The sequence below is a fragment of the Antarcticibacterium arcticum genome (assembly GCF_007993795.1).
GTDB lineage: Bacteria > Bacteroidota > Bacteroidia > Flavobacteriales > Flavobacteriaceae > Gillisia > Gillisia arctica.
In genome coordinates this window covers 3,075,788-3,097,449 of the sequence record NZ_CP042476.1, presented here as the reverse complement: position 1 = coordinate 3,097,449, position 21,662 = coordinate 3,075,788, and the positions used below count along the sequence as shown (strand labels likewise).

The following is a 21,662-nucleotide window of genomic DNA, read 5'->3' as shown; positions in this document are numbered from 1 at the left end:
TTCCATAAATAATGCCTTCAGCAAAAAGATTTACCAAAGCGTATAACAATGCCAGGCGTATATCTTTTAACGATAGCTCCAAATTTATAATATTCAGTGACTGCCATAGGGGTAATAATAGCTTCGCCGATGATTTTGCGAAAAATAAGAACAGCTATTTTCATGCCCTAAGGCATTATTACAAACACGGTTTTACTTACTGTGAATTAGGTGATGGAGATGAATTATGGGAAAACCTCACTTTTGAATCTATTTTTGAAGCGCATAAAAATGTGTACCAGCTTCTAAAATTATTTTATTCTGAAGGGAGACTTCACCGCATCCTGGGTAATCACGATATGGTATATGCCAATCAGGATTACGTTGAAAAACATCTGTATTCCTATATAGATACGGCAACGGAAGAAGAAAAGCCCCTCTTCCCGGGAATCACCTTTCCTGAAGCCCTGGTATTGACGCATGAGGAAACAAAGCAGGAATTATTTATGGTACACGGTCACCAGGCCGATGGATTATCCTATTATTTGTGGAAAGTTGATAGGTTTATGGTGAGGGTTTTATGGCGGCAGCTTCAAATATTCGGCATTGGGGACCCAACAAGTCCCGCAAGGAATAATATAGAATTAAACAAAGTAGAGAGGCGTACGAAAAAGTGGATAATTTCTAACAATAACCGCTTTACCATAACCGGTCATACACATAGGCCAAGATTCCCAAGTCCCGGCCAAATACCTTACTTTAACGACGGTAGTTGTGTTCACCCCCGCGCTATAACCGGTCTTGAAATAGAAAACGGGGAAATTTCGCTGGTCAAATGGGAAATTGCAACTACAGAAGAAGGGTATCTAAAAGCCATAAGGGTAATTTTGGCTGGACCTCAAAAACTAATATCCTACCAATAATACTACTAATTATAACAGGTCAAAACAAGGGCATCGCTTACAGCGTTTGCCCTTTTTATATTTTTCACAGCACTCACTTTTAAGGGCTTTGGACTCCTTGGAAACCACCCCATCCAATAGAAGATAGTCCTTTGACTTTTTTGAGTAAAAGATAAGAACATTGCATATTTTGATTTCTCCTCCCATCATCATTAGCTTAAATTTATGCAGATAGAGCACCGGTGTTAGGTAGCTTCCGGGGCAATCTTAACTTCTAGGCCTTCCAGTTCCTTATTTATGAAGATCTGGCAACTAAGCCTGCTGTTTTCCTGAACAAAAAATGCCTGGTCCAGCATATCTTCCTCTTCATATTTCTTTTCAGGAAGCAAATGATCATGACTCAGCATATAACACTGGCAGGAGGCACACATGGCCATTCCGCCACAAATCCCCAAAGTCCCTTCAGGTGCAAGCTCGTGAGCGCGAATCACCTCCATGAGATTCATATTCATATCTGTAGGAGCATCTACTAGGTGTGCTTCCCCTTCCCGGTCAATAATGGTGATCTTAATATCAGACATATGATTTGGGGGTAATCAAAACCTCACAGGTTGTCAACTCCTGTAAGGTTTATTATTAATTAATGCTTTTTACAACTTCTCTTTTGGCTTCCTTCCTGGACCCGTCAAAACCGTCAATTCCGCTTACGGTGGTATATTTCATTACATACCTCTTTTCGGGAAATATGCGTTGATAGGCACTCTGACACATTATGGCCGCTTCGTGGAAACCACATAATATCAACTTTAACTTACCTGGATAGGTGTTTACATCTCCAATAGCATAAACCCCCGGGATATTGGTTTGATAATCATAGGAATTATCAACCTTAATGGCGTTTTTTTCAATTTCCAGACCCCAGTCACCAATAGGTCCAAGTTTTGGAGAAAGACCAAAAAGCGGAATAAAATGATCTACAGTCTTAACCTCTTCATGAGAAGCTTCACCACTATGTCTTATAACAACGGCCTCCAGGTGATCTTCACCTTTAAGATCTACTACTTCTGCCCCGGTAATAAGATTGATCTTTCCTATTTTAGATAGTTCTTCTACTTTTTCTACGGAATCCAAAGCACCCCGGAAATCGTTCCTGCGGTGCACCAGTGAAACTTCCCTGGCTACTCCTGAAAGGAAAATAGACCAATCCAGGGCAGAATCTCCCCCACCCGCTATGACTACTGTTTTATCACGATAAACTTCCGGGTCACGAATTATATAAGCCACACCCTTATCCTCATAATTGGAAATTACGGGTATAGGTGGTTTTCTTGGTTCAAAACTTCCCAGGCCGCCGGCAATTACCACGACAGGTGCATAATGTTTAACCCCTCTTGAGGTAGTTACAATAAAACTACCGTCATCCTGCTTCTCAAGAGTTTCGGCTCTATCTCCAAGTGTGAAACCGGGGTCAAAGGGCTTTATTTGCTCCATGAGATTAGTTACAAGATCTCCTGCCAGAACTTCAGGAAAACCCGGAATATCATATATAGGTTTTTTAGGATAGATCTCAGAACACTGGCCTCCGGGTTGTGGCAGAGCATCTATCAAGTGGCATTTTAGTTTTAACAAACCGGCTTCAAAAACGGCGAATAAACCTGTAGGTCCCGCGCCGATTATTAAAATATCTGTTTTGATCATTCTTTTAACTTTGTATTTGGGAGATACGAACTATTTTCCCTTTTCAACATTTACCACCTCTTCAATTTGTGGTACATATCTCTTAATGGTCATTTCAACACCAGATTTCAGGGTCATGGTATTCACATGGCAGCCCACACAGGCACCCAGTAGCTGAACCTTTACCAAACGGTCATCTTCAATAGAGACCAGGGAAATATCTCCCCCATCTCTTTGTAAAAAAGGACGTATCTCTGTTAGGGCCCTTTCCACATTTAACCTAATTTCTTCAGATGTCATTTATTTCTTTTTAACCGCACTGCATCCTGCCATGGTTGTGATCTTTATGGCTTCAGTTGGAGGCAGACTTGTGTTTCTATTTACAGTTTCCTGAACTACATTTTGAGTGATCTTTTCAAAAGCAGCTTCAAGTGGAGTGGCAACCTGCAATGCTGCAGGCCTTCCTATATCTCCTGCCTCCCTGATGCTTTGCACCAATGGAAGTTCTCCCAGAAACGGAATTCCAAGATCGTCAGCGAGATTTTTAGCTCCGTGTTTTCCGAAGATATAGTATTTATTTTCAGGTAATTCCGCAGGCGTGAAATATGCCATATTCTCAATTATTCCCAATACCGGCACATTGATGCTTTCCTGCTGAAACATTGCAACCCCTTTTTTAGCATCGGCAAGGGCTACATTTTGTGGTGTACTCACTATTACAGATCCCGTTATAGGTAAAGATTGCATGATAGAAAGATGGATGTCACCTGTTCCGGGAGGAAGGTCTATTAACATGAAATCCAGCTCGCCCCAGGCTGCATCAAAGATCATCTGGTTCAATGCTTTTGCTGCCATAGGTCCTCTCCATACTACTGCCTGATTTGGTTGAGTAAAAAACCCAATAGACAAAATCTTCACCCCGTAGTTTTCTACAGGTTTCATTTTTGATTTACCATCAACATTTACAGACAATGGTTTTTCAGCCTCCACATCAAACATCATAGGCATGGATGGCCCGTAAATATCTGCATCAAGCAAACCTACTCTAAATCCCATTTTGGCAAGGCTAACAGCCAGATTGGCTGTAATTGTAGATTTTCCAACGCCTCCTTTCCCTGATGCTACAGCAATAATGTTGCTTATGCCGGGAATAGCTTTTCCTTTAATGGTAGTTTTTTCGGGGCTTTCAACCTTGATATTTACCTTAACTTTGGCTTTTTCATAAACCTCCTTATGGATCACGCTAAGAATATCTACCTCAGCGCGTTTTTTAATATGCAGGGCGGGAGTAGTTAAAACAAGATCTACCACTACCTCATCACCAAAGGTCATCACATTTTGAACGGCACCGCTTTCAACCATATTTTTCCCTTCCCCTGAAACCGAAATAGTTTCAAGGGCCCTGAGAATATCTTTTCTGTTTAATTTCATCGATATTATTTTATCTGTAGCAGAATTAATCTAACCTGTAATATAGTTTTCAACTGGGTAGAAAGATCTTTACCGCTAATACGCTGGATTCGCTTTAAATCTCAACCCCTTATGTAGATTGATTCTAAAATGCAAATATAGGTGTAAAACCTAAGAAAATGAAGTATTTATTAATAATTGATCAATGCTTATATAGGGGAGATCTATCAAACGAAAACCAGGAATTTGAGGAAGGAGTTTTTAAAGTTCAAGGGCAGGGTCCCAGTATAATTTATCAAAGTTTACTACCTGATTATCTTTGACCTTTACCCCTTCACTTTCAAGCATTTGCTGCATAGCATTGGTTCCACCAAAATGGTGTTTTCCGGTAAGCATGCCCATTCTGTTCACCACCCGTTGGGCTGGGATATCCTCCAGTTTATGAGAATTATTAAGTGCCCAACCTACCATCCTGGAACTTCCGGCAGATCCCAGATAACGGGCAATTGCTCCATACGAAGTTACCCGCCCGTATGGCACCAGTTTAACCACCTCGTATACCCTGTCAAAAAAGCTGTTTTCTTTATTCATTCTAAAAATAGAAAATACGAATGACTGTGATTATAACCAAAATAAACATTAGGGCTGCCATGAAGTAATTGGAATATTTGGAGAACATCTCGGTTTTATCTTCAATTTTAATAAAGGACAACACATAAAAATAAAGGGTGGTAAAAGTACCCAGTGATGCCGCAAGAATAAATGTAATTATCAGGGTCCAGTCATAAGAAAGATCTCCTCCCACATTTATCGCTGCTCCCACCGCAACGAAATACGGGATGGGAAAAACATTAAGCATGGCGATGAACATTCCTTTAAAAATGCTCCTGTTTACAGGAGTTTTGGAATGTGTTTCAATATGAGGATCTCTTCGGGCTTTTACATAAAAAAATATGGCCAGAAGGAGAAATATTACCAGGCCGGTTCTTAGAAGTATATTTCGAATAAAAGGGTGGTCGAAAATATATTTTGCCAGTAAAACCGCCACCAAAGCCTGGAACAGCACCACAATTGATGCGCCTATGGCCACATATAAACCGTTCTTTTTACCGTGATCTACACAGGTTTTGGCCACGGTCATATTTACCAGACCCGGGGGAATTACTCCCAAAAGAGCAGCAAAGTAGGTAATAAGGAAAAGTTTTGTTTCCTCCAAAATACTATTTTATCTTAAACTGGATATAGGTAATGGGTTTTCCTTGTTCAAGGTACTGTTTTTCATAGAAAGTTTGTATACCTGTGACTTCTTTTGGAGAATATTCGTTTTTATACACGTTATGGTTGGCATGTAAAACCTCGTGACCTTCACCGTGTAGCAAGCCTAGGGTATAACCGTGCATAAATTCACTATCGGTTTTTAAATTAACTACTCCCTCCGGTTTTAGGATTTTTTTATATTTCTGAAGAAATTCGGCATTGGTTAATCTATGTTTAGTGCGCTTATATTTTATTTGAGGATCTGGAAAAGTGATCCAGATCTCTTCCACTTCCCCATCTTCAAAAAGCCGGTCTATTAGTTCTATCTGAGTCCTTATAAATCCAACATTACCAAGTCCCTCCTCCAATGCGGTCTTTGCTCCCCTCCAGAATCTGGCTCCTTTTATATCAATTCCTATAAAATTCTTATCTGGATTTGCCTGCGCCAGGGCCACACTATATTCACCTTTTCCACAACCAAGTTCCAGGACAATTGGTTTTTCATTTTTGAAAAAATCCTTGCCCCAGCTCCCTTTTAACGGGTATTCCTGATCTGTAAGTTCCTCCCTTGAAGGCTGCACTACATTAGAAAACCCCTCATTCTCCCTAAATCTTCTCAATTTATTCTTACTACCCACTGCTTATTAAATTTTGGTAAAATTAATTAAAATAGGCCACACCTTACAAAAAAGCTTGGTTTTGATAGTTATGAAGATAGTTACTGCCTCTAATCCTTATATTTGAGAATGCCCAAAAAAAGGATCTTAGTAGCGCCACTAAACTGGGGACTTGGCCATGCCACCAGATGCATCCCGGTTATATATGCCCTTTTAGAGGAAAATTTTGAACCGGTTTTAGCTTCCGATGGTGCTGCGCTGGAATTGCTGAGAAAGGAATTTCCTTATCTGGAATGGCACCAACTTCCAGCTTATAATATTAGGTATTCTAAAAATCCTGCTTTCTTCGGTTTAAAACTTCTTCAACAAACACCCCATATCCTGCAATGTATTAAAGAGGAAAAGGAAATAACTCACCAGCTTGTAAAATCTCAAAACCTGGCCGGGATAATTTCAGATAACCGATGGGGTGTGAGGTCCGGCAATGTACCTTCCGCATTTATAACCCATCAAATCAAGGTTTTTTCAGGTATTACTACCTCCCTAAGCACTTATATGCAGCAGCGGTATATTAAAAAATTCGATAAATGCTGGGTCCCGGATAATGCAAAAAAACCGAATTTGAGCGGCTCTATGGGGCATGCAAAAGAGGTTTCCTTTCCCGTAAAATATTTGGGAGTTTTAAGCCGGTTTGAAAAAGAAGTGTTAGACCAACTTTATGACATTACGGTTTTACTTTCCGGCCCTGAACCTCAACGCGGGATGCTTGAAGCTATCATGGAAAAAGAGTTAAAGAAATTGGATCTCCGGGTGCTTATTATAAGAGGTGTGGTAGAAGAGAGATCAACCCGGGAGGTACGGGGAAATATTACCAGGGTAAACTTTTTAACTACAAAAGAATTACAAAAAGCTCTCAACAGCAGCGCCCTTGTAATTTCCCGCTCCGGATACACCAGCCTTATGGACCTTGCAAAACTTGAAAAGAAAGTTTTTTTTATTCCTACCCCGGGTCAACCGGAACAACTATATCTGGCGAAAAGGATGAAAAGTGAGGGAGTCGCAGATTTTTGCAAACAAAAGGATTTTGATATAAAAAAGCTGGATGGCATGCAGTACTTTAAAAACCTAGGCAGTTTTAAGTTTACCCGGGGGCTTGGAGGTATTTTTACTCTTTTCCAGGGTGAATGAGAATTCACTTCCTACCCCGTAAACACTCTCTACATATATCTTTTCTGAATGCGCCTCTATAATATGTTTTACAATTGAAAGGCCCAGGCCAGATCCCCCTTCCTTACGGGAACCGCTCTTATCTACCCGGTAGAACCGCTCGAACAATCTGGGGATATTTACTTTTTCAATCCCTTCTCCATTATCTGTAACCCTAACTATTACCTTATTTTTGATAAGGTTTTCTATACTAATTTCGGTAGTGCCTCCCTTTTTTCCATATTTTATGGAATTCACTACTAGATTGGTAATGACCTGTTGAATTCGCTCTCTATCTCCATACACCCATATTGGCTGTGGGTATTCCAGATCAAAAGTTAGGGTAATATCCTTTTTGGCGGCTTTCATTTCCAGCAGGTCGAAGGAATTTTGAACTACCTCAATAATATTGAAATTTTCCCGATTAAGATGAAGATCCCCTGCTTCCAGCTTGGTGATCATATCCAAATCTTTTACAATATAAATTAAACGTTCTACCCCCCGGGCTGCTCTTTGAAGGTATTTTTTTCGCACCGCTTTATCCTTCATCGCGCCATCTAAAAGAGTAAGGATATAACCCTGTACGGTAAAGAGTGGTGTTTTAAGCTCATGGGAGACATTTCCCATAAATTCCTTCCTGTAGGTTTCCCTTACTTTCAGGGTTTCAATTTCCAGTTTTTTATCCTCGGCAAATTTTTCAACTTCCCGTGTAAGCGTGGCCATATCTGTTGTTATCTGGCTGGGCTGTAGTGTGCTGGAATCAAGAAGAGTTACATTGTCATAGATCTTCTTTACGCGTTTATAGATAAAATGCTCTACCCGATACTGGATTATGAAAAAAGAAAAGAGAAAACAAGCAGCTCCAAAAACCAGAACAGGAATCAGTTTAAATTCAAAACTAAAAAATAAAAAAACGCTCACCAGGAGCGTAAGAAAAATGGTAATAAAAAGCGATGTTTTTAAAGCAAACTTATATGATCTTTTAAAATTTGACATTAAAGAACGAACTTATATCCAACACCTTTTACCGTTTTAAAGCTATCATCTCCAATTTTTTCACGCAGTTTTCTAATGTGCACATCTATTGTTCTTCCGCCAACAACCACCTCATTACCCCAAACCCTGTCCAGGATCTCTTCTCTTTTAAATACTTTTCCCGGGATTGACGCCAGCAATGAAAGCAACTCGAATTCTTTCCTTGGAAGAATGATTTCCTGCTCATCCTTAATTATTTTATACTCATCACGATTAATAACCAAATCTCCCACCGTGACTATATTGGTGGCTTCTCCATTATCTTTGAAGCGACGCAGCAGTGCCTTTACTTTACTTACCAGAACCTTTGGTTTTATGGGTTTGGTTATATAATCATCGGCCCCGGCATCAAAACCTGCCATTTGTGAATAATCTTCCCCACGAGCGGTTAAAAAAGTAATCACGGTTTCGCTTAATTCTGGTATTTTCCTTATTTGCTCACAGGCTTCAATACCATCCATTTCAGGCATCATAACATCCAGGATAATAAGTTGTGGCTTTTTCTTTTTAGCCAATGCTACTGCCTGGGCACCATTTTCAGCAGTAATTACCCGGTAACCTTCCGCAGAGAGATTGTATCCAACAATTTCAAGGATATCCGGCTCATCGTCTACCAACAGGATTAGAATGTCTTTCTTCTTCATAGAACTTATATAAACTATCTAATACAAAAGTAAAGATAATAATTGCGTAAATGCCTATGGGGCACCACCATCTGGCTTAACACTTAAGTAACATACAGGTACTTAACTTTTCCCGTGAATGCCGCAAGGGCATTGTTTATAAAGGAAATATATGATTTTTTCGAATTAAGTCCCTTCCCAAAAGCCTGTTTTTCTAAACCTAAAAATAACATTAATAGAGCCCACATTAACCTAAAGGTAAAGTTTAGATAAGCTGGAGGCGGGATATAGCCCGTTAATTTGCTGCATAGAATTTAAACAAAGAATGAAACAAATATTTCTGACAGCAGCACTTTTATTTCACAGTTTTTTATTTGCACAGGATGAGAATTTAGGTTCCATAGGTGGAAAATTAACAGATAAGGAAATGAACAGTGAACCGCTTCCTTTTGCTAACATAATTATTAAAGGAACTTCTGTAGGTACCATGTCTGACTATGATGGCCTTTTTGTCCTGGAAAACCTGAAACCCGGCACCTATACGCTTAACCTTAGTTTTATAGGGTATGAAACCCTGGAGATTCCAAATGTAAATGTAATAGCAGGAAAAGTTACAGAGATCAATGCGGAACTCGGGTCCAGCGCTGCGGCCCTGGATGAAGTGATTATTTCTACAGTTTCCCGGAGGGATTCTGAAGTCGCCCTATTACTGGAGCAGAAGAAAGCAATATCTATCATGCAGTCTATAGGAGCGGAGGAACTTGCCCGGAAGGCAGTGAGTACCGTTGAACAGGGATTATCAAAGGTGTCCGGAATTACCACCGTACAGGACCGGGGAATCTTTGTAAGGGGCCTGGATGACAGGTATAACTTTCTTATGGTAAATGGCCTGCCCATAGCTTCATCAGATCCCGATTTCAAGATCATACCCCTTGGTTATATTTCTACCAACATTGTAAGCTCTGTAGATGTTTTCAAAACTTTCAATCCTTCCCTTTATCAGGATTTTGCGGGAGCTTCCTTTGCGGTGAACACCAAATCTTCTCCGGCAAATTCGGTTACCACCGTGAATATAGGAATGAATTACAACACCAATTCCAGGTTTAAAGATTTTAAAAGGGATAATAGCGGAGACCTGGAATTCCTTGGGTATACCGGAGGCGGGCGAGCCCTTCCCTCCATTATTCAGCAAGGCCAATTAGGTTTTACCGCATCTCCCCGGGAATCGGCCAGTTTGTTTGATGCCTCCTGGACTCCTTCTACCAGTAAGGCTCCAATAGACTTACAATTTGGATTTACCCATGGCCAAAGAATTTTCAGCAATGAAAAAGCAAACATGGGCTATTTTCTTGGTATTAATTACCGTAACTCCTATCAAACCCGAAATGGAGTAGAACGAACATTAAATTCTGAAGGCTCTGCCGGGCAGGATTTCAGGACGGTGACCTTTGACTTTTCCACACAGAAATCGGCCCTGTTCTCTTTAAATTATAACAAGTTCAATAAGCTTGACCTAACCTTTAATACCATATTCCTTCAAAATACTTCCAATTTTATAAGGGAAGCAGCGGGACGAAATGACGGATTCACGCAGTTGAATAACAGGGATTTCTTTATAAGAGACACAAAATACACAGAAAATGATCTTCTTTCCCTGCAGTTGCTGGGAGATTATTCCTGGGCAGAAAAAAAGCACCAGATCCATTTTGGGACTTCGGGCAGCATTGGGAATAATAATGTGCCGAACCGCCGGGTGCTGCGTGCAGCAGGAGTGGGTGAAAATGCAGAATATATTACCACAAACGGGATAAATCCTTTCAGGTTTTACCAAACTTTGGAAAATATAAACTTTAATTCCCGTATAGAATATGAACTTGGTTTCAATGCCAATGATGAAGCAGGATTTGATTCAAAAATTAAAATTGGGTATAATTTCGATGCCATAGAATATAATTTTGTAACCCGCTCAATTACAGCACAGGCAAACGGTATAAACCTTCCGGCATTGAACACCAATGATCCCGAAAGTTTCTTCAGGCAGGGTTTTAATGAAGGGTTTTTAAATTACAGCAGCACCTTTGACCCAACTGCAACAAGTAAGATCACCCAATTTATCAATGCCGGATACCTTCATTTTAATCATCAATGGGAAAGATTGCTGGTAGATGTGGGTGTAAGAGCAGAATTTGCCCCCCGCGAGATTACTTACCGAAAACCCCTGGACAGGCCGGAAACCCCCTTTAGCAAATTAAAGTATGATCCCCTGGATATTAGTCCTTCCCTAAATATTAAATACAATTTAACCGAAAGTTCCAATTTAAGATTAGCCGGATCTGTTACTACCACCCGTCCAAGATTACGGGAAATACTCCCCACCGTTTATCAGGATGGCGATGGTAACCAGATAATTGGTAATCCTGAACTTTTGAATTCCCGCAATTATAATATGGATCTTAAATATGAGATTTTTCCAGACAATTCACAGCTTTTTGCATTTACTGTCTTCGGAAAATACCTTGAAAACCCCATCGAACGATTGGCAAGAGCTACATCTGTAGGGTACAGAACCTATTTTGACAATTTTGATGAAGCATTCTTATATGGTGTGGAGCTGGAAGCCAAAATGAATCTGGGTAATATTTTAAAAAAGGAAGCACTGGAAAAGATAAGCCTTGGATTTAATGGAATCCTTATGAGCTCTAATGCAAATGCAAATGAAGGAGACCCAAAATTTTCTTCAGTAACAAATAAAAACAGGCAACTGCAGGGAGCTTCCAATTGGGGTCTAAATGCAGATCTGGGATACAGGGTTTATAAGATGAATGATGCAGAATCCAACATCAACCTCATCTTTAATACATTCTCCAAACGCATTTATGCCGTTGGGGTTGAAGGGGCAGATGAGATCTATGAAAAACCCATAAACCAGCTGGACCTTTCCTGGAATACCGTACTTAATAAGAACTGGGAAATACGCCTAACTGCACGAAATATTTTAAATGAACGCACTTTGTTCACGCAGGACCCAACACAGGAGATTCGTTTTCCAGATGCCTTTAGCAATGTGATAGAAAACTTTGATCTGGGAACCACCTTTGGAGCAAACCTAACCTATAAATTTTAATTTTTTAATAATCAACCATTAAACTGAAAATCATGAAAAATCAATTTTTAAAAACAATTTTAGTCCTGGCGCTGGTAACAGGATTTACTTCCTGCAGCGGCGACGATCTGGATCCTGTAACGCCGGTTGAAGGAAATGACGGTGTTTTGCAAGGGAGTGTTTTACAAGGCGACATCACGAAAGACCTTTTAGTAAAGACCGGAAACTATACCTTAAAAGGTGCAGTGAGCGTAAAGAACGGGGCTACATTAACTATCGAAAAAGGAACCACGATTACCGTAACCGCTGCCGACCAGGCTGCAGGAGTAAACTTGTTATTTGTTGAGCAGGGAGGTAAACTTATTGCTGAGGGAACCGCGGCCCAACCTATTGTATTCACCTCACAGAATAAAAATGCTTCAGGCGGTGACGGTGACTGGGGTGGTATAGGAATTCACGGAAGAGCCCGAATGAATGCCCCCGGAGGAACTTCAATTTCAGAAGCAGGACAGTTACCATACGGTGGCACCAATGATCAGGACAACTCTGGTAGCCTTAAATACGTAAGGGTTGAATATGCAGGTCAGGCTTCCTCAGACGGGCAATTTGAATTCAATGCTTTCTCCTTCTTTGCAGTAGGGAGCGGAACAGTTTTGGAAAACCTTGAGGCTTTTGAGGGAGCAGATGACGGTTTTGAATTTTACGGAGGTAGCGTAAATGCAAAAAATTTATCGGCAGTTGGAATGGAAGATGATTCTATAGATTGGGATGAAGGATACAGAGGAACCCTTGACAATATTGTAATTTACCAATATGACAATGTAGGCGATTTCGCTTTTGAACTGGCCAACCGTAGTGGTGAAAATAATGCTTCTCCACGGGCAAATGCCATAGTAAAGAATGTTACCGCACGGGGGCATAACCGGGCAGGCAAAGCTGCATTTGACCTTAAACAGGGAACAGCCGGTAATTTTGACAATCTTGTGGTTTATAATTATGAAACTATTATTTTTTTGAATAACCAATTACAGGAAGTAAATAATGGGGAGCTTAAAATGACAAATGTTAACTTTGATTACAACCAAAACCTTATTGTGAATAATGTAGATGGAAGTGATGTAAGCACCAAATTGGTAAGTGCAAATCCAAATGCAGTGGGAGCGAATCTTTCACAGTTTAGTGGTTGGAGCAACTTTGATGTAAAAGGCGGACTTGAACAATAAAAACAAAGAAATTAGAAACACCAATTTCCTGAAAGGGTGGTCTTTAGAGAGGCTACCCTTTTTTAATTTTTGCTAGTTGATTAATATTTAACGCTATAGCCCGAATCTTTTGGTACTATTTTTGAAATATTTTATGTAAGTTTGTAATGACCATATCCAGGAAGAATGAAACAAAAATACATTTTAAGTTTTTTATTGGTTTGTTTTCTGCTGTTTTCCAATGTGGTAGCAGCGCAAAGCACAGGGTTTCCTGCTTATACGCCGGAAAAACCAATCACGGGACTTTCCATTTACCCTAACCCGGTAACAGGAAGTAAAGTATTCATAGCCTCTGATAAAAATCAGCCAAAAGAAGTCGAGATCTACAATGTTCTTGGCAAAATGGTGCTTTCTGCAAGGTTAATTGGAAAAGAATTGGATGTTTCAGAACTTACTCCCGGAATTTATATCGTAAAAATAAGGGAAGGAAATACCCAGGCTACAAGAAAGCTTGTGGTAAAATAATCCCACTTTATTATAAAAGAGAGAAAGCTTCTAAAATTAGAAGCTTTTTTTATTTCTAAATTTGTTGCCTGAAAGCCCGGTTGCATGAATTACGATGAAATTTTTTCTATTTCTTCACCTCAGGAATTTGAAAAGCTAAGTCTTGAAATTTTCAGGTATCAATATGAGCATATTCCGGTTTACCGTAAATTCTGTGACCTGCTTAAAACTAACCCTCGGGAAGTTTCCCGGCTTGAAGCAATTCCTTTTTTACCTATTGAATTTTTCAAGACCCACACTGTAATTGCATCCGGGAAAAAAGCCGAAATAACTTTTTCCAGTAGTGGCACCACAGGATCTCTCACCAGTAAACATCATGTGAGTGATCTTACCCTATATGAGCGTAGTTTTGAGCTGGCTTTTAAACAATTTTACGGTGATCCCGCCAAAATGGTAATTCTCGCACTGCTCCCCTCCTACCTTGAAAGAGATGGATCATCTCTTATTTATATGGCCCAGCATTTAATTGAAAAAAGCAGGCAACCGGAAAGCGGCTTTTATTTAAATGATCTTAAAAAGCTGAAAGAGACCCTCGAAAATCTGGAAAAGCAAGCTCGAAAAGTTTTGCTTATTGGGGTTTCCTTTGCCCTGCTTGACCTTATAGAATTACATTCTTTCAATTTAAAGAACACGATTGTTATGGAAACCGGTGGAATGAAGGGTAGACGCCGTGAAATGATTCGGGAAGAGTTGCATCAAATATTAAAAAAGGGATTTGGAGTTGAAAAGATACATAGTGAATATGGAATGACAGAACTTCTCTCCCAGGCATATTCAATGGGCGACGGCGTGTTTCAAACTCCCCCCTGGATGAAACTACTCATTCGGGATCCGGAAGATGCTCTTACCTATCTTCCTGAAGGGAAAACCGGGGGCATAAATGTAATAGACCTGGCAAACATAAATTCCTGTGCATTTATTGCCACCCAGGACCTTGGAAAGAACCTGGGAAATAACAAAACAGAAGTTCTGGGCAGATTTGACAACAGCGACATAAGAGGTTGTAACCTTCTTGTTATTTAAAACGATTTTTAAAAGTTATTTTTACGGTAGCTGCCAAATTTCATTCTATCAGAGTGAGAGAAAAGAAAGAGAATTAATGACAGACCGCATAGTACGGAAATTCCAATAAGCCTATCTGGCCTTCCTGAATAAATAAGAAAAATCATTCCCCAAACATAGGAAACAAAGAATGTCAAAAAACTTATAATTCTAAATGTTTTTGTGATTGGCATGTTGCACCTATTTTTAAATAAATATATAGGTTCAAAATGTGTACTGCCTGAAATTAAAATTATCTATTGATAAAATTAAGGTTATGAATGAGGAAGAATGTATCCAAATCTGGGGCTTTCAGAAAGCTCATTAAAAGAGTTTAAAATTTAACATTTAGCGCTGTAATGAAAGGAAAGTGTGCCGACCAATATCATGTAAACATAATTTTTGGTTAGGTTTTTGTTTACAGCTAAATGAAGTTTTTTCATATTAGATTGGTTAGTTAGTTGCAAACCCCTTTAAACGCCCGTTTATAGGGGTTTTGTAATTTATACCACTCTAAGAATATAGGTGTTACGCTTTCCTTTGTTCAGGATCACATATTTATCATTAATAAGGTCCTCCCGTGTTATCAAATAATCTTCACCCACCTTCTCCTTATTTACAGCAACTGCATTTTCCTTTAGGGCTCTTCTGGCTTCTGCATTGGAGGCCAGGAAGTTGGTTTTTGCTGCAAGGGCTGCGATCATATCCAGGCCATTTTCAATATCTTCTCTTGAAATTTCTGCCTGGGGAACTCCTTCAAATACATCTAAAAATGTAGCCTCATTTAAACTCTTTAGATCGCTTGCGGTACTCTTTCCAAATAATACTTCTGAAGCTTTTACCGCATTCTCCAAATCCTCCCGGGAATGAACCATTACGGTAATTTCCTCTGCCAGCGTTTTTTGAAGTTGCCTTAAATGCGGTTCCTGCACATGGTTTTTTACCAGGCTTTCAATTTCTTCCCTGCTCAGGAAAGTGAAGATCTTGATATATTTTTCGGCATCCTCATCGCTTGTATTTAACCAATACTGGTAAAATTTATAAGGGGATGTTAGATTTGGATCCAGCCAGATATTTCCGCTTTCGGTTTTTCCAAATTTGGTGCCATCGGCTTTGGTAATTAAGGGACATGTAAGAGCGTAGCCTTTTCCGTTTCCTATTCTTCTTATAAGCTCTGTTCCCGTGGTGATATTTCCCCACTGGTCACTTCCGCCCATTTGAAGTGTACAGCTAAAATTTTTATACAGGTGGAGAAAGTCATACCCCTGCACCAGTTGATAAGTAAATTCGGTGAAAGACATTCCTTCCGCCGCATCAGATGAAAGTCTTTTCTTTACTGAATCCTTGGACATCATGTAATTTACCGTAATATGTTTTCCCGTATCCCTTATAAAATCAAGGAAGGAAATATTCTTCATCCAGTCATAATTATTAACCAATACAGCTGCATTTTCGGTATTACCGGTAAAGTCGAGAAATTTTGCAAGTTGATTTTTAAGTGCCTCCTGGTTATGCCTTAGCGTTTCTTCATCCAGTAGATTTCGCTCTGTAGATTTTCCCGAGGGGTCTCCAATCATCCCGGTTGCCCCACCTACCAGGGCATAGGGTTTATGACCACATAACTGAAAATGGCGTAACATCATTACCCCCACCAGGTGGCCTATATGAAGTGAGTCTGCCGTAGGATCAATTCCCACGTAAGCTGCACGCATTTCTTCCAACAGGTGTTCCTCTGTGCCCGGCATCACATCGTGTAACATCCCGCGCCAGGTAATCTCTTCAACAAAATTTTTAACCATGAGTGTAATTTTATTCTAAAACCGGCGTAAAGATACCAATACCTGTCATTTTTCCTAAACTGAATTAGTATATTTACCCTATGATTTTAGTTACCGGAGGTACGGGTTTAGTTGGGTCGCATCTATTGCTTGAACTTCTGGTAGCAGGCAAAAAAGTGCGTGCTACCTACCGTAAAAACAGCGACCTCAATGCGGTAAGAAAAATTTTCTCTTATACAATTCCTGCGGAAGAAGTCGAATTCCTTTTCAAACAAATAGAATGGAAAGAAGCTTCCCTTACAGATATTCCGGCGCTTTCAGAGGCTTTTGAAGGTATTTCACGCGTTTACCATGCTGCTGCCCTGGTTTCTTTTAGGAAGGAAGACACGGCAGCCCTTAGGAAAACGAACATTGAAGGAACTGCCAATGTTGTTAATTTATGTATAGCGGGAGGTATAGAAAAATTATGCTACATAAGCTCTATTGCAACTATGGGATTGAGCATAGGTGAAACTGCCATTTCTGAGAATTTTACATGGCACCCGGAAAAAGATCACAGCGAATATGCGATCTCCAAGCACGGAGCTGAAATTGAAGTATGGCGAGCCTCACAGGAAGGGGTTCCCGTAGTTATTCTTAATCCCGGAATAATTCTGGGCCCGGGATACTGGGATAAAGGCACCGGCCAGATATTTTCAAAAATATATAAAGGACTCAATTATCACTTTCCTAAAACCACAGGTTTTGTAGGCGTAAAAGATGTAGCAAAGTTGGCTGTGATCACTATGGAATCTTTTGTTCAAAATGAACAATATATTGTGGTGGCAGAAAATTTGAGCTTTAAAGAGGTGCTGGATAAAGTCGCTTTAGAATTTGGGAAGGAACCTCCTAAAAAAGAATTAAAACCCTGGATGGTATACACCGGTTGGTTGTATCAATCTATAGCTTCAGCCTTGTTTGGTATAAAAAAAGAAATAAGCCGGCGTGATAACACAAGTCTGTTTGAACATTCCTATTACAATAACAAAAAAGTAATGGATGAATTTTCATATAAGTTCCAGCCCATTGAAGAGGTGATCGCAGAAACGGTAATTGCTTTTAATAACGATAAAAACCAATCCTATTGAATGTCGTATTCCGGAGAGGCCATTATAAGGCTATCCCTGCGTGGAGGTTTTCCTAATAGAGAATCCTGAATTATAGAATCTTTTTTACTATCCGGTAAAGTGTCTTTTAGACGTTCTTCATTTTCTTTTTTTACGGCAAGCTCGCGCTGTAATTTTTCAAGATTGGTCTTCACGTTTTTATAGATCGCTTCCAGGCGGTTTTGATCGCTCGCATAATACCTGGTGCTTTGTGAGAGTTGCGCGCTGTCTATGTTATGTTTGGTATAAAGATATTCATCTGGTTTTAATCCGGTTTCTTCAAGTAATCTCCGGTTATAGTTTTTTGCCGAATTGAGCAATGAAAGATCTGTTAGGACTTCAGCCATTTTTTGTTCGGATATAAGGTTCTTTGGCTTTTCCACCTTTTCTATATTCTGGCAGGAAAAGAACAGGAAAGCCGCAGCAAAAACCCAAACAAACTTCATACTATTTCCGGTCAAAGGTTAATTGTTCCGCCCCCGGGGCAAAAGGCAGGAATTTGAAATTTTTATAAACAAGGCGGCCATTTACAAAAGTGTGGGTAACCCTGGATTTAAAGGTTACACCGTCAAATGGTGACCAGCCACATTTATATACAATATTGCTTGGTTGAACTGCCCAGGGAGAGTTAAGGTCTACAATTACAAGATCTGCCTTATAGCCTTCACGTATGAATCCGCGCTTTTCAATTTGAAAAAGAATGGCCGGGTTATGACACATCTTTTCAACTATCTTCTCCAGGCTTATTTTTTCCTGATGATACAGTTGAAGCATGGCCGGTAATGCATGTTGCACCAAAGGCCCTCCACTTGGAGCCTGGGTATATACATTCTTCTTTTCCTCCTTGGTATGTGGCGCATGATCTGTAGCGATCACATCAATATGATTGTCTATTAATCCCTGCAATAATGCTTCCTGATCTTTTTTGGTTTTGATAGCAGGGTTCCATTTTATAAAGGTTCCTTTTTTCTGGTAATCTGAATCATTAAACCAAAGGTGGTGCACACAAACCTCGGCAGTAATCTTTTTGTCTTTTAAAGGCTTTTTGTTATCAAACAGGGATAGTTCCTTGGCTGTAGATAGATGAAAAACATGCAATCTGGCACCGGTTTTCTTTGCCAGCGCCACTGCCCGCGATGAAGAAAGATAACACGCCTCTTCACTTCTTATTTTTGGGTGAAGTTCCATAGGTATATCATCACCATATTTGGCGATGTTTTCCTCAAGATTTCTCTTTATTGTCGCTTCATCTTCGCAGTGAACCGCGATCATCAAAGGAGATTTGGTAAAAATCTGCTCCAGCACTTTTGGGTCATCAACCAGCATATTACCGGTAGAAGATCCCAGAAAGAGTTTAATAGCAGGGGTTATTTTAGGATCAACCTTTAATATTTCCTCCAGGTTATCATTGGTGCCCCCAAACATAAAGGAGTAATTGGCATATGATGAGTTTTTAGCAATATCAAATTTCTCCTGAAGTTTTTCTAGAGTAGTGGTTTGCGGCTGCGTGTTGGGCATCTCTATAAAAGAAGTTATTCCACCTGCAATGGCAGCTTTTGAACCTGTTTCAATGGTTTCTTTATGCGTTAAACCTGGTTCGCGAAAGTGAACCTGGTCATCAATGATGCCTGGCAATAAGTAATTTCCTTCTGCGTCAATTATATTTACATCGGGAGATTTTGCACTTATACTATCAGCAATTTCAGCAATTATTCCATTTTCTATAAAAACATCACCCTCAATAATGCTTCCTTCGTTAACAATACGTGCATTCTTAATTAAAATCTTCATCATTATATCTACCTCTTATTAAAAAGACTCTTTAATTTCATATTTATTACCCCAAACACAGCTTCAGAAATAATCCCACTGCTCATTTTAGAAGTTCCTTTCGTTCTGTCGGAAAAAATCACAGGAACTTCTACAATTTTAAAATTTAATATGTGCGCCTTGAATTTCATTTCGATCTGGAACGCATAACCTACAAACTGTATTTTATCCAGATCTAATGTTTCCAGCACCTTTCGCTTATAGCAAATAAAACCTGCTGTGGTATCATGAATATTCATTCCTGTGATAACACGAACATATTTTGAAGCCAGCCAGGATAATAACACCCTGCTCATTGGCCAGTTGATCACATTTACACCGGTGGCATACCGGGAGCCTATAGCAACATCTGCTCCTTTCCTGGAACAGGCATTATATAGTCTTATAAGGTCGTTTGGATTATGAGAAAAATCGGCATCCATTTCAAATACATACTCATACTCGTGAGCAAGGGCCCATTTAAACCCGTGTATGTAGGCACTACCAAGGCCTAATTTCCCCCTCCGCTCTTCCAAAAATAATGCCCCAAAAAATTCTGACTGCAACTTTTTTACTTTAGCTGCCGTATGGTCTGGTGAATTATCATCTACCACTAAAATATGAAATTTCCGCTGTAGGGAAAAAACATTCCTGATCAGGCGCTCAATGTTTTCAATTTCATTATAAGTGGGTATAATGATTATACCATGTGACATGCCCTAAATTTTGAACAAATGTAACTATTTTTGAGCTTAGCAACTTCAAAATAACTTTCAAGTTTTAACCCTATTAATTATACCTTTGCAAAAAGTTTTTATTTGGAAGCCTTAGAAAGATATAGCACTTCGAACGATTTGTTGACCATAATAATTGTGCTCATTCTTTTATTGCTGGTTATTTCCAGGAAATTATTTCAGCAACGGTTTGAAGACTTTATTTCCCTTTTTTCCTCGGGTAAATACCTGGTCATAAAGAACAGGGAGCACAAAGCTCTTTTCGGCTTCAATGTGTTAATGTTGTTAATCCATATTTTAAGCGTTTCGTTATTCTTATTTATGTTATACAGGTTTTTTCTAAATCCCCGTGAAACCGAAACCGAGGTATTATTTTTACGCATTTTTACCGCTTACAGTTTTTTTATACTGCTTAAAATTACCGTGGAAAAAATTATTGCTAACGTTTTTGACATTGATGAAACAGCAGATAATTACCTGTTCATTAAACACACTTACCGAAATTTGATAAGTCTTATCCTGCTGCCTTTCACCATTTTCCTTATATATGCCCCCCACCAATCTGCCTGGATAATTTACTCCCTGGTAATAGGGATTTTCATAGGGATTATTTTTGCGCTTTTTAGGATTATCAAAAAAAATCAGGGTCTCATCTCCCGTAATTGGTTCTATTTTATTTTGTACCTTTGCGCACTTGAAATCACCCCTTATGTCATTTTGTATAAGCTAATTACAACAAGGTAAGTTTTAAACGTTTTATATATGAAAGTGAAAACAATTTTAATTTCTCAACCAGAGCCTAAAGTAGATAACTCTCCTTATTCTGAGCTTGAAGAAAAACTACGGGTAAAAATTGATTTCATACCTTTTATTCATGTTGAAGGAGTCTCATCCAAGGATGTAAGACAACAAAAAATTGACCTTACAAAATACACTGCAGTAATACTTACCAGCCGAAATTCTGTAGATCACTTTTTTAGAATTGCCGAGGAAATGCGCTATAAAGTGCCAGATACTCTTAAGTATTTTTGCCTTAGTGAAGCTGTGGCCTATTACCTTCAAAAATATGTGGTTTACCGTAAACGGAAGATCTATGTTGGGAAAAGGACTTTTTCTGAACTTTCCCCATTTATAAAGAAATACAAAAATGAGAAGTTCCTGTTACCGGCTTCAGATATGCTGAAACCTGATGTTCCCAAAACACTTAATAAACTGGGGGTTGAGTGGAAACAAGGTATTTTTTACCGCACTGTGGTAAGTGATCTTACTCATTTACGTGATGTTTATTATGACATCCTTGTATTTTTTAGCCCTACCGGGATTAAATCCTTATTTGAGAATTTTCCTGATTTCGAGCAGAATGAAACCAAGATCGCAGTTTTTGGAAATACCACAGTAAAAGCAGCGAAGGAACATGGGCTGGTTGTAAATATTATGGCGCCTACCCCAGATACTCCTTCAATGACCATGGCGCTTAAGAATTATATAAAAGAAGCCAATAAAAAATAATTACCTTCCCCAATTATTAATAAAAAAGCCGGTAACTCCATAAAAGTCACCGGCTTTTGCTTTTTTGTACC

22 protein-coding genes are annotated in these 21,662 nt (G+C 39.4%); 9 read left to right on the top strand and 13 right to left on the bottom strand.

Annotated elements, in window-relative coordinates:
* Positions 1-11 precede the first annotated feature (11 nt).
* The gene (locus tag FK178_RS14035) at positions 12-902 is read left to right on the top strand and encodes a metallophosphoesterase family protein (RefSeq protein ID WP_146836591.1); all 891 of its coding nucleotides are present in this window, start codon (positions 12-14) and stop codon (positions 900-902) included.
* A gap of 224 nt (positions 903-1,126) precedes the next feature.
* Here the strand turns inward: FK178_RS14035 and FK178_RS14025 are convergent, their stop codons facing one another.
* The 7 genes from FK178_RS14025 to trmB all read right to left on the bottom strand — a co-directional run bounded on the left by FK178_RS14025 (position 1,127) and on the right by trmB (position 5,863).
* Positions 1,127-1,462 carry a 2Fe-2S iron-sulfur cluster-binding protein gene (locus tag FK178_RS14025; RefSeq protein ID WP_146836588.1) on the bottom strand — a complete coding sequence of 112 codons (336 nt, stop codon included), beginning with the start codon at positions 1,460-1,462 and terminating at the stop codon, positions 1,127-1,129.
* 55 nt (positions 1,463-1,517) lie between these two features.
* Positions 1,518-2,579 (bottom strand): NAD(P)/FAD-dependent oxidoreductase, encoded by a 1,062-nt coding sequence (locus tag FK178_RS14020; RefSeq protein ID WP_146836585.1) that lies wholly within the window; start codon positions 2,577-2,579, stop codon positions 1,518-1,520.
* A 30-nt stretch (positions 2,580-2,609) separates the two neighbouring features.
* A complete protein-coding gene (locus FK178_RS14015; RefSeq protein WP_146836581.1) occupies positions 2,610-2,858 on the bottom strand; it encodes a NifU family protein in 249 nt (82 codons plus the stop codon).
* Positions 2,859-3,989: an Mrp/NBP35 family ATP-binding protein gene (locus FK178_RS14010; RefSeq protein WP_146836578.1), complete on the bottom strand. Its 1,131-nt coding sequence runs from the start codon at positions 3,987-3,989 to the stop codon at positions 2,859-2,861.
* A gap of 240 nt (positions 3,990-4,229) precedes the next feature.
* Entirely contained in the window at positions 4,230-4,559 is a 330-nt protein-coding gene (locus tag FK178_RS14005) for an MGMT family protein (protein WP_146836576.1), read from the bottom strand.
* 1 nt (position 4,560) lies between these two features.
* Positions 4,561-5,184, bottom strand: coding sequence for a LysE family translocator (locus FK178_RS14000; protein WP_146836573.1), 624 nt, complete (start codon positions 5,182-5,184; stop codon positions 4,561-4,563).
* Positions 5,185-5,188: 4 nt separating this feature from the next.
* Positions 5,189-5,863: a tRNA (guanosine(46)-N7)-methyltransferase TrmB gene (gene trmB, locus FK178_RS13995; RefSeq protein WP_146836570.1), complete on the bottom strand. Its 675-nt coding sequence runs from the start codon at positions 5,861-5,863 to the stop codon at positions 5,189-5,191.
* 108 nt (positions 5,864-5,971) lie between these two features.
* Here trmB and FK178_RS13990 point away from each other — a divergent pair, with 108 nt between their 5' ends.
* A complete protein-coding gene (locus tag FK178_RS13990; RefSeq protein ID WP_146836567.1) occupies positions 5,972-7,030 on the top strand; it encodes a glycosyltransferase in 1,059 nt (352 codons plus the stop codon).
* On the opposite strand, the gene FK178_RS13985 is transcribed toward FK178_RS13990, so the two are convergent.
* Positions 6,968-8,044 carry a sensor histidine kinase gene (locus tag FK178_RS13985; protein WP_146836564.1) on the bottom strand — a complete coding sequence of 359 codons (1,077 nt, stop codon included), beginning with the start codon at positions 8,042-8,044 and terminating at the stop codon, positions 6,968-6,970. The genes FK178_RS13990 and FK178_RS13985 overlap by 63 nt on opposite strands.
* A complete protein-coding gene (locus FK178_RS13980; RefSeq protein ID WP_146836561.1) occupies positions 8,044-8,727 on the bottom strand; it encodes a response regulator transcription factor in 684 nt (227 codons plus the stop codon). Before FK178_RS13980 ends, FK178_RS13985 begins: the two co-directional genes overlap by 1 nt.
* A 304-nt stretch (positions 8,728-9,031) precedes the next feature.
* On the opposite strand from FK178_RS13980, the gene FK178_RS13975 reads away from it, so the two are divergent.
* From FK178_RS13975 to FK178_RS13960, 4 genes are all read left to right on the top strand, one after another.
* Positions 9,032-11,830, top strand: coding sequence for a TonB-dependent receptor (locus FK178_RS13975; RefSeq protein WP_146836558.1), 2,799 nt, complete (start codon positions 9,032-9,034; stop codon positions 11,828-11,830).
* 32 nt (positions 11,831-11,862) lie between these two features.
* Positions 11,863-13,032, top strand: coding sequence for a hypothetical protein (locus FK178_RS13970; protein ID WP_146836555.1), 1,170 nt, complete (start codon positions 11,863-11,865; stop codon positions 13,030-13,032).
* A gap of 165 nt (positions 13,033-13,197) precedes the next feature.
* The gene (locus FK178_RS13965) at positions 13,198-13,536 is read left to right on the top strand and encodes a T9SS type A sorting domain-containing protein (protein ID WP_146836552.1); all 339 of its coding nucleotides are present in this window, start codon (positions 13,198-13,200) and stop codon (positions 13,534-13,536) included.
* Positions 13,537-13,620: 84 nt separating this feature from the next.
* Entirely contained in the window at positions 13,621-14,598 is a 978-nt protein-coding gene (locus FK178_RS13960) for a LuxE/PaaK family acyltransferase (RefSeq protein WP_146836549.1), read from the top strand.
* A 521-nt stretch (positions 14,599-15,119) separates the two neighbouring features.
* Here FK178_RS13960 and tyrS read toward each other — a convergent pair.
* Entirely contained in the window at positions 15,120-16,415 is a 1,296-nt protein-coding gene (tyrS, locus tag FK178_RS13955; RefSeq protein WP_146836546.1) for a tyrosine--tRNA ligase, read from the bottom strand.
* 80 nt (positions 16,416-16,495) lie between these two features.
* On the opposite strand from tyrS, the gene FK178_RS13950 reads away from it, so the two are divergent.
* On the top strand, positions 16,496-17,521 hold the full coding sequence (locus FK178_RS13950) for an NAD-dependent epimerase/dehydratase family protein (protein ID WP_146836543.1): 1,026 nt from the start codon (positions 16,496-16,498) through the stop codon (positions 17,519-17,521).
* Here FK178_RS13950 and FK178_RS13945 read toward each other — a convergent pair.
* The 3 genes from FK178_RS13945 to FK178_RS13935 are packed head-to-tail and all read right to left on the bottom strand — an operon-like array spanning position 17,515 to position 20,064.
* The gene (locus tag FK178_RS13945; RefSeq protein ID WP_146836540.1) at positions 17,515-17,985 is read right to left on the bottom strand and encodes a DUF4296 domain-containing protein; all 471 of its coding nucleotides are present in this window, start codon (positions 17,983-17,985) and stop codon (positions 17,515-17,517) included. The genes FK178_RS13950 and FK178_RS13945 overlap by 7 nt on opposite strands.
* Before the next feature lies 1 nt (position 17,986).
* The gene (locus tag FK178_RS13940; RefSeq protein WP_146836537.1) at positions 17,987-19,333 is read right to left on the bottom strand and encodes a dihydroorotase; all 1,347 of its coding nucleotides are present in this window, start codon (positions 19,331-19,333) and stop codon (positions 17,987-17,989) included.
* A gap of 5 nt (positions 19,334-19,338) precedes the next feature.
* Positions 19,339-20,064 carry a polyprenol monophosphomannose synthase gene (locus FK178_RS13935; protein ID WP_146836534.1) on the bottom strand — a complete coding sequence of 242 codons (726 nt, stop codon included), beginning with the start codon at positions 20,062-20,064 and terminating at the stop codon, positions 19,339-19,341.
* 102 nt (positions 20,065-20,166) lie between these two features.
* Here FK178_RS13935 and FK178_RS13930 point away from each other — a divergent pair, with 102 nt between their 5' ends.
* Positions 20,167-20,826: a DUF4271 domain-containing protein gene (locus tag FK178_RS13930; protein WP_146836531.1), complete on the top strand. Its 660-nt coding sequence runs from the start codon at positions 20,167-20,169 to the stop codon at positions 20,824-20,826.
* Positions 20,827-20,844: 18 nt separating this feature from the next.
* Complete coding sequence (locus tag FK178_RS13925; RefSeq protein ID WP_146836528.1) at positions 20,845-21,591, top strand: uroporphyrinogen-III synthase; 747 nt, start codon at positions 20,845-20,847, stop codon at positions 21,589-21,591.
* The last annotated feature ends 71 nt before the right edge of the window (positions 21,592-21,662 follow it).